The sequence below is a fragment of the Klebsiella sp. 18074 genome (genome assembly GCF_902705905.1).
Lineage (GTDB): Bacteria > Pseudomonadota > Gammaproteobacteria > Enterobacterales > Enterobacteriaceae > Klebsiella > Klebsiella terrigena.
On record NZ_CACSIS010000015.1, the window covers coordinates 103,598 to 119,417 of the forward strand.

General features: G+C 41.7%; 11 protein-coding genes. 2 read left to right on the plus strand and 9 right to left on the minus strand.

Features of this window, described 5'->3' with window-relative positions; all coding sequences use genetic code 11:
- The first annotated feature begins 464 nt into the window (after nt 1-464).
- Nucleotides 465-1,469 (plus strand): NAD-dependent epimerase, encoded by a 1,005-nt coding sequence (locus tag GVK32_RS16285; RefSeq protein ID WP_159870277.1) that lies wholly within the window; start codon nt 465-467, stop codon nt 1,467-1,469.
- 379 nt (nt 1,470-1,848) lie between these two features.
- Complete coding sequence (locus GVK32_RS16290; RefSeq protein ID WP_143716129.1) at nt 1,849-1,971, plus strand: small membrane protein; 123 nt, start codon at nt 1,849-1,851, stop codon at nt 1,969-1,971.
- A gap of 394 nt (nt 1,972-2,365) precedes the next feature.
- Here the strand turns inward: GVK32_RS16290 and ugd are convergent, their stop codons facing one another.
- The 9 genes from ugd to GVK32_RS16335 all read right to left on the minus strand — a co-directional run bounded on the left by ugd (nt 2,366) and on the right by GVK32_RS16335 (nt 15,815).
- Nucleotides 2,366-3,532, minus strand: a complete 1,167-nt coding sequence (gene ugd / locus GVK32_RS16295; RefSeq protein WP_115192277.1) for a UDP-glucose 6-dehydrogenase — start codon at nt 3,530-3,532, stop codon at nt 2,366-2,368.
- Between the two features lie 238 nt (nt 3,533-3,770).
- Nucleotides 3,771-5,177 carry an NADP-dependent phosphogluconate dehydrogenase gene (gndA, locus tag GVK32_RS16300; RefSeq protein WP_159870274.1) on the minus strand — a complete coding sequence of 469 codons (1,407 nt, stop codon included), beginning with the start codon at nt 5,175-5,177 and terminating at the stop codon, nt 3,771-3,773.
- Nucleotides 5,178-5,548: 371 nt separating this feature from the next.
- Complete coding sequence (gene wcaJ, locus GVK32_RS16305; protein ID WP_159870271.1) at nt 5,549-6,946, minus strand: undecaprenyl-phosphate glucose phosphotransferase; 1,398 nt, start codon at nt 6,944-6,946, stop codon at nt 5,549-5,551.
- A gap of 190 nt (nt 6,947-7,136) precedes the next feature.
- Nucleotides 7,137-8,513 (minus strand): phosphomannomutase CpsG, encoded by a 1,377-nt coding sequence (gene cpsG / locus GVK32_RS16310; protein WP_159870268.1) that lies wholly within the window; start codon nt 8,511-8,513, stop codon nt 7,137-7,139.
- Nucleotides 8,514-8,529: 16 nt separating this feature from the next.
- A complete protein-coding gene (locus tag GVK32_RS16315; protein ID WP_159870265.1) occupies nt 8,530-9,942 on the minus strand; it encodes a mannose-1-phosphate guanylyltransferase/mannose-6-phosphate isomerase in 1,413 nt (470 codons plus the stop codon).
- A 51-nt stretch (nt 9,943-9,993) separates the two neighbouring features.
- Complete coding sequence (locus GVK32_RS16320) at nt 9,994-12,423, minus strand: hypothetical protein (protein ID WP_159870262.1); 2,430 nt, start codon at nt 12,421-12,423, stop codon at nt 9,994-9,996.
- Nucleotides 12,424-12,428: 5 nt separating this feature from the next.
- Entirely contained in the window at nt 12,429-13,217 is a 789-nt protein-coding gene (locus GVK32_RS16325) for a polysaccharide pyruvyl transferase family protein (RefSeq protein WP_159870259.1), read from the minus strand.
- A gap of 24 nt (nt 13,218-13,241) precedes the next feature.
- The gene (locus GVK32_RS16330; protein WP_159870256.1) at nt 13,242-14,528 is read right to left on the minus strand and encodes a flippase; all 1,287 of its coding nucleotides are present in this window, start codon (nt 14,526-14,528) and stop codon (nt 13,242-13,244) included.
- Between the two features lie 60 nt (nt 14,529-14,588).
- The gene (locus GVK32_RS16335; RefSeq protein WP_159870253.1) at nt 14,589-15,815 is read right to left on the minus strand and encodes a WcaI family glycosyltransferase; all 1,227 of its coding nucleotides are present in this window, start codon (nt 15,813-15,815) and stop codon (nt 14,589-14,591) included.
- Nucleotides 15,816-15,820: the final 5 nt, after the last annotated feature.

A 15,820-nucleotide genomic window follows, 5' to 3' on the forward strand; every position in this document is an offset into this window, starting at 1 on the left:
CAATTCATGTAAAAAGCAAACAACAAGGATACATTATTTACATAATTCCAAAGCAACGCCATAACCGACTGATATGTAACCAAAAAAAACAAAAAATGTTCAATTAACATAGAAATGATGAGCATTCGGTGGCGAAATACTCGGAAAACATATTATCAGTAACAATATAGTTCATAGGACACGCTCAATCTCGCATTGAGTACTTTATCGGCAGAACATCAATTATTGGTATAAGAAACTATAGGTATTATTATGATGCTAACTTACATTTAAATGATAATGATTTTTATTTGCAAAATAATATAGGGAATATAGCGCAGATGCGATCTGCCGCTTCTTAAGCACTCCCCTTCTCTGACTGCTTCATGAAGATCCGGAAACGGGAAAGCAGATGACCCCCAGGGCAACCCGGTGTAAAATCGACGATTATATATAGCGGGAAACAACAACCCCGGAGGATGAATATGAAGTTTTTAGTCACTGGAGCCGCAGGATTTATCGGTTTCCATACCTGCAAGCGCCTTCTTGAGGCGGGTCATCAGGTTGTTGGTATCGACAACATGAATGATTACTACGACGTCAATCTTAAGCAGGCGCGTCTGGATTTACTGCAATCCTCCCTTTTCAGTTTCCATAAAGTCGAACTTGCCGATCGCCAGGGCATCGCAGAGCTGTTCGCTGAAGAGAAATTTAACCGCGTGATCCATCTGGCCGCTCAGGCTGGCGTGCGCTACTCGCTGGAAAATCCTCATGCCTATGCCGACTCCAACCTGATCGGCTATCTGAACATTCTGGAAGGTTGCCGACACAATAAGGTCGAACACCTGCTGTACGCATCGTCCAGTTCCGTCTACGGTTTGAACCGTAAAATGCCGTTCTCAACCGACGACTCGGTCGACCATCCGGTTTCACTCTATGCCGCCACCAAGAAAGCCAATGAGCTGATGGCGCATACCTACTCCCACCTTTACGGCATACCGACTACCGGCCTACGGTTCTTCACCGTATACGGCCCGTGGGGTCGCCCTGACATGGCGTTGTTCAAATTCACCAAAGCTATGCTGGAAGGTAAGAGTATTGACGTGTACAACTACGGCAAGATGAAGCGTGATTTCACCTACGTTGACGATATTGTGGAAGCCATTGTACGCGTTCAGGACGTTATCCCGCAGCCGAACGCGGAGTGGACCGTCGAGAATGGCTCTCCGGCAGACAGCTCGGCTCCATATCGGGTTTACAATATCGGCAACAGCTCTCCGGTTGAACTGATGGATTACATCACCGCCCTGGAAGAGGCGCTGGGAATGATCGCTGAGAAAAACATGATGCCTATCCAACCGGGCGACGTGCTTGAAACCAGCGCGGATACCAAACCGCTGTACGATCTTGTTGGCTTCAAGCCGCAGACCAGCGTCAAAGAAGGCGTGAAGAATTTCGTCGACTGGTATAAAGAATACTACAAGGCATAATCGCGCAATCAGTTTCTCAACCGCAGCAGAGCTGCGGTTCTCTCTTCTGGTATCGCTCCTCCCCTTTTGTGCGTAACCTCGTTCACTGCTGCGGAAAGTCTCATATCTTCAACCACAGTATCCTTGCCCTTCTTTCAATTGAAGCGCACTTACCTCGTTATGGCAGACTAAAATTGTCACTTTCACCAAAGAGCCGGAGCACGAGCACGAGCCAGTTTTCTTTTGAAAGTATAGTTTTTCATTCTCCATAAAAAAAACACAATTAGCGTATAGGAATCTTCTTAGAAAGAAGATATGTTAGTGTGATAAAGATAATTTTTATCGATCTTTTAATTGCAAGCTAATCACTTACTCCCGTAACTTCGCTCTGGTAGATCATATGGAAAACTTATTTTTCTTGGTTGTTGCTGCCATACTACTTGCCGTTTCCATTTACTTTTTAATTTCTTATTTAAAGGATAGAAAAAGAACGAAATTATCGTTCAATAAACGTCAATGGTAGTCGCAGTGTCAGCACATTGGTACCTGAAATAAGATTTAAGAAGAGCAGCCGTGTTTTTTTTCGGTACAGACTCCTTTAATAATTAATCTGCAATTTAGTTAGTAATATACCTGGTTCATCAGGCTACAAAAATAACAAAAGCCTGCATTGCAGGCTTCGTTTTACCTTCCGGCGCTTATCTCCAGCATCTACATCACAGTGACGGTAGCTCTTCACAAGGTAGATTCAACATATCCGACCTGTTCAGACGGTGCAATGGATGGAATGTTAGATTACGGGATACATCACAATTTTAGTGGTGCCAGGTAACAGTAGAGGAAGAGGCTAGAAGGGTTGAGGAGGGATGGTTAAAACAGACCGGCGGCAGGTACCGCCAGTCATGGTCAGCGAAATGCTAGTCGTTGCCGAACAAATCGCGGGTGTAAACCTTATCCGCGACGTCAGCAAGTTCTTCTGCCATACGGTTGGACACGATGACATCAGCTTCCTGCTTGAAAGCTTCCAGATCACGAACAACTCGAGAGTTAAAGAACTCCTCTTCCTGCATGACGGGTTCGTAAATAATAACCGGAATACCTTTGGCTTTAATGCGCTTCATGATTCCCTGGATAGAGGACGCACGGAAGTTGTCTGATCCACTCTTCATGATCAGACGATAAACGCCAACCACCTTCGGCTTACGGGCAAGAATAGAATCGGCAATAAAGTCTTTACGGGTACGGTTAGCATCAACGATAGCGCCAATGATGTTGTTCGGTACCGATTCGTAGTTTGCCAGCAGCTGCTTTGTATCTTTTGGTAAGCAATAGCCACCATAGCCAAACGACGGATTGTTATAGTGGTTCCCAATGCGCGGATCCAGGCACACACCTTCAATGATCTGCTTGCTGTTAAGACCCTGGCTCTCTGCATAGCTGTCCAGCTCATTAAAATAGGCAACGCGAAGCGCAAGGTAGGTATTGGCAAACAGTTTAATCGCTTCGGCTTCAGTCGAATCAGTAAACAGCGTCGGGATGTCCTGCTTAATCGCCCCTTCTTTTAGGAGATTGGCAAATCGTTCAGCACGTTCGGAACGCTCACCAATAACGATACGCGACGGGTGCAAGTTGTCATACAACGCACGGCCTTCGCGCAGGAATTCTGGAGAGAAAATAACGTTATCAATCCCGAGACGCTCTTTAATATCACGGATAAAACCAACAGGAACGGTTGATTTAACAATCATCACCGCCGCAGGGTTAATCTCTGCGACATCACGAATGACGGCTTCAACAGTAGAAGTATTGAAATAGTTCGTTTTCGGATCGTAGTCAGTCGGGGTAGCGATAATGACATAGTCTGCATTACGATAAGCGTCCTGCTTGTCAGTTGTCGCACGAAAATTCAACGGCTTTTCGGCCAGATATTCCTGGATCTCTTTGTCGACAATCGGAGAAATCTTTTGGTTAAGCATATCTACTTTGGACTGAACGATATCAAGCGCGACCACTTCGTGGTTTTGCGCAATAAGGATGCCGTTCGATAAACCAACATAACCGGTACCGGAAATAGTAATTTTCATTCGATCACACTTTAATCAGTTAACTGGACAATGGCAATTTGCCACCCTGGTAATCAACACTTGTGGCGGTTGTACTCTCCGACTGACTGTATGTCAAGACAGACTTTTTTTGAGAGCAAACAGAATAGCGTTAAGGAGGAGACGGATAATCACATTAAGAGTGTTCGGTTGAAAGAAGTTTATAGAAAAAAACCCGGCCAAGAATTAACCGGGTTTTAATTAGCTTAACAAGCTGTGATTATTCCATCCACTCAGTATGGAATACACCTTCTTTATCGGTACGCTTATAAGTATGCGCACCAAAATAATCACGTTGAGCCTGAATCAGGTTAGCAGGCAGAACTGCAGAGCGATAGCTGTCGTAGTATGCGATAGCTGCAGCGAAAGTTGGTACCGGAATACCATTCTGCACAGCATAAGCAACGACATCACGCAGCGCCTGCTGATATTCATCCGCAATCTGTTTGAAGTACGGTGCCAGTAACAGGTTAGCAATCCCTGCATTCTCTTCGTAAGCATCCGTAATTTTTTGCAGGAACTGGGCACGAATAATGCAACCCGCACGGAAGATTTTAGCAATCTCGCCGTAGTTCAGATCCCAGCTGTATTCATTAGATGCAGCACGCAGTTGAGAGAAGCCCTGCGCATAGGAAACAATTTTACCCAGATAAAGAGCACGACGCACTTTCTCGATAAATTCTGCTTTATCACTAGCCGGTTGCGCCTGCGGACCAGTCAACACTTTAGAAGCGGCAACACGCTGATCTTTCAGAGAAGAGATGTAGCGAGCGAATACGGACTCGGTGATCAGGGACAGAGGTTCACCCAGATCCAGAGAACTCTGGCTAGTCCATTTACCTGTACCTTTGTTGGCCGCTTCATCAAGAATCACGTCAACCAGGAATTTACCTTCGTCATCTTTTTTGGTGAAGATGTCTTTAGTGATATCGATCAGATAGCTGCTTAACTCACCTTGATTCCAATCAGTGAAGGTAGTAGCCAGTTCTTCATTAGACAGCGCCAGGCCGCCTTTCAGTAAAGCGTACGCTTCTGCAATGAGCTGCATGTCACCGTATTCAATGCCGTTATGAACCATTTTCACATAGTGGCCTGCACCATCAGCACCAATGTAGGCAACACAAGGTTCCCCGTCTTCCGCTCGGGCGGCGATCTGCTCAAGGATTGGCGCTACCAGCTCATAGGCCTCTTTCTGACCGCCGGGCATAATAGATGGGCCCTTAAGTGCGCCCTCTTCTCCACCAGAAACACCGGTACCTATGAAGTTAAAACCATCAGCAGACAGTTCACGATTGCGGCGGATGGTATCCTGGAAGAAGGTGTTGCCACCATCAATGATGATGTCACCTTTATCCAGATACGGTTTGAGAGAATCGATCGCACTATCAGTGCCGGCACCCGCTTTCACCATTAACAGGATGCGGCGCGGAGTTTCGAGGGATTCAACAAACTCTTTGACGGTATAATGCGGGACCAGTTTCTTGCCAGGGTTCTCGGCAATCACTTCCTCAGTCTTTTCACGGGAGCGGTTGAAAACAGAGACGGTATAACCACGGCTTTCGATGTTGAGCGCAAGGTTACGCCCCATCACTGCCATACCGACAACCCCGATCTGTTGCTTGGACATTACATACTCCTGTCTGGTGTGGTCACTGCGACACGTTCGCAGTTTAAATGTGATGATTATGTTAGCTCAAAGCTGATAGAGCGCATAGTGTAAAATATTTCCAGTCAAAAAAAACCAGTAAAATTACGAAGATAAAAAATTAGATATAACTTCCTTTCCTCGAAGGCATAAGTTTATTATTAAGAATTAACTGTATTTTTCTCTCATGGTCGAAAACAACAAATAGTGCAGCAATTTCCCTTAAAGATTGGATGCTAGATCTTTCACTCCACTCCTACCAGCATTCATTCAATCTCGATCTGACAATATATCATCCATTCACTCAAAAAAGCTCTTGAGCGCTGCTCGCTCGATATAAATGAAACAACCAGCTAATATGCCGACTTATTAATAAAACCTTTAAAAACAGTTAGAAATATTATTTTAAGGTCAAGCCAAATACTCCAGCCACGGATGTATAACAAATCATATTCGATTCTCTTTTCCATTTTTTCAAGGGTGTCGGTTTCGCCCCGCCAACCATTAATCTGTGCCAGACCTGTAATTCCTGGTTTAACTTTATGCCTTAACATATAACCTTGAATTAAAGAACGATATTGCTCATTATGAGAAACTGCGTGTGGGCGTGGTCCAACAACAGACATTTGCCCCAATAACACATTTATAAATTGGGGCAACTCATCAAGGGAGGTACTCCGTAAGAAACGACCAACCTTTGTTACCCTGATATCGTTTTTAGTTGCCTGAATTATTTTGTCGTCATTCTCCATAACGGTCATTGAACGAAATTTCCAAACTTTTATTGGCTTGCCATCCATACCATATCGAATTTGCCTAAAAATAATAGGCCCTGGCGATGAAAATTTGACCGCACAAGAAATAACAAATAAAACCGGTGAAATTAGAATGAGAATGACACTAGAAACAATAATATCCTCAAGACGCTTAAAAAGCATGTTGATACCATTCAATGGCGTATCAAAGAGTGGAACAACCGGCACACCATTAATCTCTTCCGTCCTCGACTGGAGAATATTGAAAGTAAAGATATCAGGAATTAGCAGCACCGAGCATGTAGTGTCAGTTAGCTTAGCAACCAGACTCTTAATAAGGAGCTCATCCTTCATACTAAGCGCAATGTATATACGGTCTATGTTGCCATCACGAGCTTCCTGGATTAAAGTAGATAACGAACCGCCAAACGGAACATCTCCATAGTCAGCTAAAGGATTATCATCGTATATACCTTTAACTACAAACCCAAGCCAAGGTTCATCTAAAAAACCACGAAGAAGGCTTATACCTGCCGGTGTAGAACCAACAACAGCAACTCGGCGTGTGTTATATCCAAGTTTACGAAGTACACCAGCGCCTAAACGTATAGTCGAACGGCATATAATAAAACCAAGGACAACAAAAATATACCAGAAGATAAAAACATTAACACTAAAATCAAACTCAGGGAGCAGCGAGACGACACCCAAAGCCAAGAGAATGCTAAGAGTCCAATTTTTTATTATAAGAATAAGCTCAGCCGAGATTTTAACACCACGCCATGACCGATAAAAATCCGTCATACCACCAATCATTTGAAACACGACCAAAACCATAAGAGCAATTAATATATGTTTGTAATCAAAATCGCTGTTGTTAATCCATGCAACAACATACAACCCTAAGAAAATTATTGAAATATCTGAAAACCTCTGGACCATAGAGATCAATGAGGCATTTGCATTTGAACGTGTACGATGATGTAGAATTGTCATTCTATTTTTCACTCATGTTAGCTGTAGGTCAACAACCTAAAGTGAGGGTACGAAAAAAAATACAGATTAAAAGATAAAGGAATAGTATTTAAAAACGTTACCAATTAACCGTCGCAATAGTTTCTTATTAAGCTGCAACCCAACAATAAATTGAGCGATCGGCATAGCAGGCCGACCACTCAATAAGTAATTATGAGCGAAGGATATCTAAAATTTCTTTTGTTTTCTCACTCATTAAAACTTCATTCGCTCTTGACTCAACATTCAGACGAACAACCGGTTCAGTATTCGAACTACGCAAGTTGAAGCGCCAGTCAGCGAACTCAAGGGTAATACCGTCAGTATAATCGACATTGAGTGCGCTTTCTTGATATTGGGTAAGTACACGGGCAATTGCTTTAGCAGGGTCAGTCAGCGAGCTGTTAATTTCACCAGAAGCGGGATATGCGGCCATACGATCGCCGACAAGCTGGCTTAATGTTTTATTTTTAACACACAACAATTCTGCGACAAGTAACCACGGAATCATGCCACTGTCGCAGTAAGCGAAATCACGGAAATAGTGATGGGCGCTCATTTCACCGCCATAGACCGCATCTTCCTGACGCATGCGCTCTTTAATGAAAGCATGACCAGTTTTGGACATCACTGGAATACCACCGGCTTGTTCAACAATATCAACTGTATTCCAGCTCAGGCGCGGGTCGTGAATGATTCTGGCTCCCGGATTCTTCTCAAGGAAAGCGGCAGCCAGCAAGCCGACAATGTAGTAACCTTCGATGAAATTGCCTTCATTATCGAAAAGGAAGCACCGATCGAAGTCACCATCAAAGGCAATCCCCATGTCCGCCTGATGCGCAATAACCGCATCTGTTGTATCCTGGCGGCATTCAGGCAGTAGAGGATTAGGGATACCGTTAGGGAAGTTACCATCGGCAACATGATGAACTTTAATGAACTCAACACTGACACCCGCATCCTTGAAACGCGACTCTATGGCATCAATAACATGTCCTGCAGCACCATTTCCTGAGTTTATTACCAGTTTAAGCGGGCGGTTGAAGTTCTTCAAATCGACATAACTTAGTAACTTTTCGATATAGGCCTCAAGAACGGATACTTGTTTATATGAGCCGCGCGGCGCTTCATTTACAGCAGAAAAATCATTGGCTTCTGCTAACTTCTGAATATCTCTGAGACCGGTATCACCGCTAATAGGTTTAGATTGCTCACGGACTAATTTCATCCCGTTATAGTCTAACGGATTATGGCTGGCGGTAACTTCTATCCCCCCGTCAACATTCAAATGCGATGTGGCAAAATAAATCTCTTCAGTGCCGGCAAGCCCAATATCTAAAACATCAGTTCCTGCATCCTGCAACCCTTTTGCGAGTGAAAGTTTAAGCCCTTCACTAGTAAGACGGACGTCGCCGCCTAACACCATTTGCTTAGGTTTTAAATATTCACCATATGCACGTCCAATACGATATGCAATTTCTTCGTTTAATTCTTCACCTAGTTTTCCGCGAATATCGTAAGCTTTAAAACATTTCAATGTATCAGACATAAAGTTTTCCCAGATGTTAGCAATGGCCGTAGTGATCTTTTAATCGGATAATATCGTCTTCGCCTAAATATGATCCTGATGAAATTTCCAGAAGTTCTAGGGGAATTTTACCAGGGTTTTCGAGCATATGAACAGAGCCGATCGGGATGAATGTTGACTGATTCTCAGTTAACAGATAAGTCTTATCTTCAAGGGTAACTTCAGCCGTACCCGCCAGAACGACCCAATGCTCAGCTCGGTGCAAATGTTTTTGCAGCGAGAATTTGCCCCCGGGCTTCACCGTGACTCTGTTTATCTGGTAGCGCTGGGTATCAACGACTTTATCCTGACGTCCCCATGGGCGATATGATTCGCGGTGAAGACGATATTCGCGGCGGTTATTTGTTTTAAGGAACTCCACCACTTTCTTCACATCCTGCACCTGCGATTTATCAATCACCAGGACTGCGTCTTTGGTATTAACAATCACCAGATTCTCAACACCGATAGCGGCAACCAGAGTATCATCCGTGTTTATGTAGCAGTTTGACGTCTTGTGGGTAAAGATGTCTCCGGTCAGGGCATTGCCATTACTATCCTGTTCGTTAACTTCCCATAAAGCTGACCATGAACCTACATCATTCCATCCGGCATCTAATGGAATGACGACTGCATCTGAGGTCTTTTCCATTACGGCGTAATCAACAGACTCATCCGGGCAGTTAGAAAATGCCTCTAGATCAACCCGAATAAAGTCCTGCACGGAATCAATTTCAACACCAGACATTGCCTTCTGACAGGCTTCCAGTATGTCAGGCCTGAAGGCGGTAAGTTCTTGCAGATAACGCTCTGCGCTAAACAGGAACATGCCGCTATTCCAATAATATTCACCACTGGCGAGGTACTCTTCCGCAGTTGCCAAATCAGGTTTTTCAACAAAACGTCTTACATTAAACGCCGACTCGCCAAACGAATCCCCACGTTGGATATAGCCATAACCCGTTTCAGGGCCTGCGGCAACGATGCCAAATGTAACCAGTTTTCCCTGCTCAGCGAGCGGCGTCGCTGCATGGATGGCCTGGTGAAATGCCTGGGTATTTTCAATAACATGATCGGCAGCAAGAACCAACATCAGCGGGTTTTGACCGTTGGCAATAACACTCAATGCAGCCAGAGCTATAGCTGGAGCGGTATTACGCCCTACAGGCTCAAGAATGATATTATTTGATAAACGATCGATTTGCCGTAGTTGTTCGGCTGCCAGAAAACGATGTTGTTCATTACAAATCAACATCGGGGCCGAGACATTTAAACCATCCAGACGGGATACGGTATCCTGAAGCATTGACTGGTCACCGTTGAGTCGCAGAAATTGTTTTGGATACAATTCACGAGACATAGGCCATAAACGACTACCGGTACCGCCAGCCATTATTACTGGAACGATCATTATATTCCCTCTAAACAATTAAATTAAATATTCTTGAGAATGACTTTATCTTTACCAATTAGTGAGTGAACGTCTTTCTGTTTTCTCACCCAGCGAATTAGAAAGTCTATTACCTTTAAAAGGGCTATTGTTTATTATCCCTGGAGGAGAAAAGACCGGTAATCCCCTGTTAGTGATAAAATCATTGTTAGAAACAGAAAACTCTTCTAATATTTGAACCTGACCTGCTTTAAATTGTATTGGAGAAGTAGAATCAGAACCCAGCCTGTTGCCATTAATTACCGCATTGATTTTTGCGTTCTTTTGACCAACTTCACTGAGATCAAACTCTACGCTTGCTATCTCAGAGTTCAATAGTTCAAACTTTTTAACACCCCGATTATCACTATCGGTTACAGGTATGGACAAAGTACTATTGGAAATCAGATTATTAATAGCAAATGAATTAACATAGCTAGAATGCAAAGAAACAACCCCTACGCCCTGGTACGATTTCATTATGGTTTTGACGATTTCCAAACCGTTGCTAATCGAAACATTAACAATACTTACAGCATGTTTTTTCACAAAGAAGTTAGAATCGATTATTGTAAATTCACCTATATTGAAACCGTCTTGACTGTCAGATGACAGGTTTATCATTATGTCGTTACCGCTTTTTGAGTTAGCAGACTGGATGAAAACATTTTTGACAATTTTAATTTTTCTTATATTTGTTTTTTTATTTTTGGAATTAAAATTAAACAGAAACTTCATTTTATTGAAACGATTTCCGGTAATGTTAATGCTATTGATATCGCACCCCATAATATCCGCATCAAAAATACCAGCAACATTTCCAGAGTTATTCATTATAGATATATTTTCAATTTTTGACATCTCACCAAAATGGAAAAGCCGCATATTTTCACCGCAATAGATCCTGTTTCTCTCAAAAGAGATATTGCTGACATCCTTATACTCAAAAACATTAATTAGTGCAGGAGTGTTCTTGTTATATCTGGATGATGAAATAACACAATCGGTGATGGTAGCTTGCCCATTCCTAATATTAAAGGCGGGGCCTTTGGTGGTAATTTTTAAATGATGGAACTCAATTTTACCTATCACATTTGAGTGTAGATCAAAACTGGCATTTACATCGTTATGGATATCTTTGTCTGAGGTAGTTGCAGTGCAATCCGTAACAGTGATGTCCGACATAACAAAGTCGCGGGAAGCACAGGTCACGTGATGTTTGTTACTCTCAAAATGACTTTGCTCGACCCGGGTATCACTGCAATCAACATAAATGCCATAGCCGACACGTCCCGGCAGCGGTAACCCCTGAACATTACAGAAGCCAGAAACGAAGGTATTCACAACTCTGGACTTACAGCCAAGCACAAGCAAACCTGCACCACAAAACTCATTACCCAGTACTTTTACATTATTGATATTGATATTAGTGCCGGTGAGTTTCACGCCCGATAAAGGCGGAATGACATTTTGCGATGCCTGTAGATCTATATTCGCATTTAACAGACTGGTCGAGTTTGAACCTTTGTGTACGATAATTTCCGATATCTTGAATGATGAATAAGCTGGTCTATCAAAAATTAAATAAGAATCACCCACCTCTTTGATCACCGCTCGCATACCGTGATGATATGGACGAATATTCTTATACTGCTCACCATTTCTGATATCGGTTGATTTCAAACTAATAAGATCGCCCGGTTTGAAATTGCTCTTCTTAACCGATTCAGGGAGTGATAATTTAGCACTACCCTGTTCGAGGTAAAGACCTTCACCTTTAACAGAGTAAAGTTGCCTTCCAATGCTTAGAATATAACTGCCAGCGGGCATATCTGCATCGGCTTTTAATGTTGAATTCTGGAAGTCAATGTTCAGACATGAATAACAATCCACAGGTTTATTAACCATGTATTTTTTGTTATTACCCAGTACAACCTGTTGTCCATCACCACAGGCTTTAAATGCGGCTGCTAATGCCAGATTATTGAAATAGTCTCCATCTGCGTATTCTTTTCCAGTGAAAGATTTTATTATTCTCAAAATTTCTTTATCACTTTCACTAACTAAATCTTTTATCTTAATATTTTTTTCCGTTACACCAAACCAGTTTACCTCCAGCGGAGAACTGGATTCTCTGATAAATTTGACTCCGGATACTCCAGAAAAACAAGTTCCTGCATTTTCCTTAACGAATTTATCATTAGTTATAACCGTGAACACGGCGGGTGTATCATATGGTAAACCAGATGAGTGATTTCTAACCGTAATATTCTGCCCGTTAGAGACATTATCTAACTTAATCATGTCACTGATAAAGTCAACAACAACGAGACCTGACTTCTGGGGCTTATTTTTATCTACATTGTTATTTTCATCAGTGATATCTACTGACGCAAAAACTTTAAAAGATGTATTAAAATAAATTGCTGCCAGGATTAACTTAATCAAATCTCGTCGCTTCATTCATATCACCACAGGTCGAATGGAAATGCTTTTAGCAGACCTGACTGGATACTTTGCAGGTCAGGAATTGCGTCTGTGCGCAAGTCGAACGCTTCTTCAACAGTCTCTGCACGTGCATAAGTATTACGCCCGGTACCAAAGTAATAGTCATCATATTTGAACTGTGACTCACCGCTATTCGCACTTAAAAACACAGCAGGGATGCCGTAGGCTTCAGCCAAAATAACGCCATGCAGAGAACTTGAAATAACAAACTTACTATTGACAATTTCTTTAGTGAACCCGATTGCTCCCTGGTTAGGTGAGCAAATATTGCTTTTATATTTAGCGTACAAATTAAAGTCTTCATTCATATGGGGTATGACGATAAAGTCTTTCTGTAGCTGACTATCGGTTAATAACTGCTTACTATAAAACAGTGGCAGTAACAATCCCGGATCGCCGAAAACTTCCGGTGCTATAATACCCTTCTCTTTCTTCAGAAAATCTCTGGTATTAGGGCCTCGAACAGCACGAACATCTAAGCTGTTAAATTTAAGTTTTGATTTGTCAATTTTGCCATTGATTCCCGTCCCCCAAATGCAGTCACCATTTTTGGCAAAATGCATAACCGAGCCGATACTGAAGAGTGTGTTACGTGAAGAGTTTTTCCCAAAAATTTCAAGATCGCGCGTGCTTAATACGGATTGAACAATAACTTTCCCTAAATGATCTCCTGCATTATGGCTACCATCTTTAGGTTCCCACCAGAAGACGTTCTTTTTTTGTTTGTTTTTGATAATACTGTTAAGCATACTTCCCTCTATAAGTATAAATAGCTATCGGGGTTTGACTAAAGAGCGTAACCCTAAATAGAAATGCGGCGTGAAAATCAATTTTAGTGCTTTTAGTTTCATTACTGCATTCTTACGGGTTTGTTTAAGTGCATATTCGTAAACGAATGATATCAAGAAGTAGCTAATCATTACGGAAAAAGCTGCACCGTTAGTACCCAACTCTTTTATGAAAATATAGTTAAGGATCAAACTTGAACCGAGGCCACAGGCATTACGGAAGACTGCAAATTTCTCCAACATATTAAGACTATAGTACAAACCACTGATATTCGCTAAAGCAAGGAATGGGAATGAAAGACACAGTATCTGAAACACCGGCACGGACGCTTCAAAGCCCTTGCCTAATAAAAGCGGTATTATATACGGAGCACACAGTACCGCTGGTATAGAGATGATTAACGTAGTAAAGATAATAAATGCATAAAGTTTTGTTAAATACTCATCTTTATTGATCTCTTTGTTCTTACTTATGAAAGGAAGGAATACTGAAGACAAAATACTCGGCACTGCCATTAATTGTTCAATTAACTTATATGCCCCTGCATAGATCCCCACCTGTGCAACAGTTGCAATGCTGGATAACATCAGCTGGTCTGTTCGCATGTTAACTTGCACGATAACCATTGAGATCCAGAAGAAAAACGATCTCTCGAATATATGTTTAGTGATTACTTTTTTAGCAGAGTTGCTTTTTATTTTTACTAAAAAATTCTCTCTTCTGGTAACCAGGAAGCAGCATATGATATTTATGATTAAGTTATTTAATGCGAATGAAATGGCAATGAGATACAGATCGGCTTTTAACAAACACAACGCAATTCTCAGAATTGCTAACGCTATCGCAACGGTAACTCTAATTTTAACCAATAAATCATTTTTAAGATTAGCTTCAAAATGATAAACATAAAGTTCCAAAGGAGATGCGAGAACAGCAAGTAAAAGCCAATAATAGTATGTTTCATCCCCATGAAGGCCAATAAATGCAACCACCATCAGACTGAAGATGAATGAGATCAGTAGTTTTATTTTAAGAGTTTGCAGGAAAACTAGCTTTTCCCTTTTTATACTCTGCAAGGATGAGTATACTCTTCTCAGCCCAAATTCAGTGATCGATACTATTAATGCATAATAAACCTGAAACAGAGCGAGCTTACCGAAATCCTCAACGCCTAAATATCTAATAACGACAACATTAGACAGCAAACCAATAAGTAAAACGATAACCTTTTCCGACATCAGAAAAGCTATATTAGAAGTAAGTTTTTTCATTATAACTCCAGCTAAAGCAATCCCTGCTTGCTTGTCCTTAATCGATACTAAAATCTACAGTTATATTTTTAACAATCTCTGAAGCTCAGCAAGGAAACTTGCCATTACATTTTCCTTTGCAAGATTATTCTCTGCATAAAGTTGAGCAACTTGATTAAACTTAGGCAACTGCAAGCATTTCCTGATACCTTTCTCAAGAGCCAGTTCATTTTCAGGTTCCACAAGGACCGCAAGCCCCTCGTTATCCCTGCAAACCATACCTAATTCTGTGTCAGCTTCAGCTGTAATTACAGACTGTCCACCGGCAGCAAGTATATTAGTTAGTTTTGAAGGTAGAACCGCATCAGCAACACCTCTTTTCTGTATTACCAGATGACAATGAGCAATAGCTAACAGCATTGGTAACTGTTCATACGGTAACAAAGGCTTAAATAAGATATTCTTCGAACCTGCACTAACCGATGCATCATACAGATCTTTTTTACCTACGCCGTCACCTACAATTAGAAAGACGATATCCTCGTCTTCAAACATTTTGGCTATAGGTATCAAATTCTCTAAGCCTTGTTTTTTGCCAATATTGCCCGAGTATAAAACAATTTTACTTCTTACACTTATGCCAAGTTCTGAGTAAAAATCACCGGGCACGACAACATCTCTAAACCTGTCGGTTTCAGACCAGTTAGGAAAGAGAACAAGGTTTTTATCTTCAACGCCCTTAGCTCTTGCTTTGTTCAGCATATTTTTGGAGATAGTAGATACTTTGTCGAACTTTTTAAGTATCTTACTTTCCAAATAAAATAGAAATGACGATAGCTTACTTCCCTTTCCGTTACCACTTCCCAAGCCAAACATTGCATCAAGCTCATAATCTTGTATATGAATAACAGATTTAGCACCTGTGATCTTGGTGTAAATCAATACCGGTAATGCACAGAAAAGCGTTGGTACTACATATATCACAACATCAGGCTTGAGCTTCAACAGCCGCAATAAGTTAAAACTGGAACTTAAAGCGAATGAGGACAGGTGAACAACTCGTTTTACAAATCCTGGTCTTGTCGGAATATAAAGTGGTGAGCGGAAAACAGATATGTTATTGGCAACATCTTTACTATATCTGTTCTTATAGGGTTTAGTTAGTTTCCATTCGGGATAATACGGTGGAGCCGTAACAACGGTAACTTCATTGTTGTTATCAGCAAACCACCGGCTCATTTCTCCGCTATACTTACCTATCCCAGTAAGTTCCGGCTCGTAATTAATACCATAGACTAATATTTTCATATGGA

What these genes read in the sequence shown, in the direction of transcription:
- GVK32_RS16330 (WP_159870256.1), bottom strand. Translation starts at nt 14,528, where the DNA reads ATGAAAAAACTTACTTCTAATATAGCTTTTCTGATGTCGGAAAAGGTT.
- GVK32_RS16320 (WP_159870262.1), bottom strand. Translation starts at nt 12,423, where the DNA reads ATGAAGCGACGAGATTTGATTAAGTTAATCCTGGCAGCAATTTATTTT.
- wcaJ (WP_159870271.1), bottom strand. Translation starts at nt 6,946, where the DNA reads ATGACAATTCTACATCATCGTACACGTTCAAATGCAAATGCCTCATTG.
- cpsG (WP_159870268.1), bottom strand. Translation starts at nt 8,513, where the DNA reads ATGTCTGATACATTGAAATGTTTTAAAGCTTACGATATTCGCGGAAAA.
- GVK32_RS16285 (WP_159870277.1), top strand. Translation starts at nt 465, where the DNA reads ATGAAGTTTTTAGTCACTGGAGCCGCAGGATTTATCGGTTTCCATACC.
- GVK32_RS16325 (WP_159870259.1), bottom strand. Translation starts at nt 13,217, where the DNA reads ATGCTTAACAGTATTATCAAAAACAAACAAAAAAAGAACGTCTTCTGG.
- GVK32_RS16290 (WP_143716129.1), top strand. Translation starts at nt 1,849, where the DNA reads ATGGAAAACTTATTTTTCTTGGTTGTTGCTGCCATACTACTTGCCGTT.
- ugd (WP_115192277.1), bottom strand. Translation starts at nt 3,532, where the DNA reads ATGAAAATTACTATTTCCGGTACCGGTTATGTTGGTTTATCGAACGGC.
- GVK32_RS16335 (WP_159870253.1), bottom strand. Translation starts at nt 15,815, where the DNA reads ATGAAAATATTAGTCTATGGTATTAATTACGAGCCGGAACTTACTGGG.
- GVK32_RS16315 (WP_159870265.1), bottom strand. Translation starts at nt 9,942, where the DNA reads ATGATCGTTCCAGTAATAATGGCTGGCGGTACCGGTAGTCGTTTATGG.
- gndA (WP_159870274.1), bottom strand. Translation starts at nt 5,177, where the DNA reads ATGTCCAAGCAACAGATCGGGGTTGTCGGTATGGCAGTGATGGGGCGT.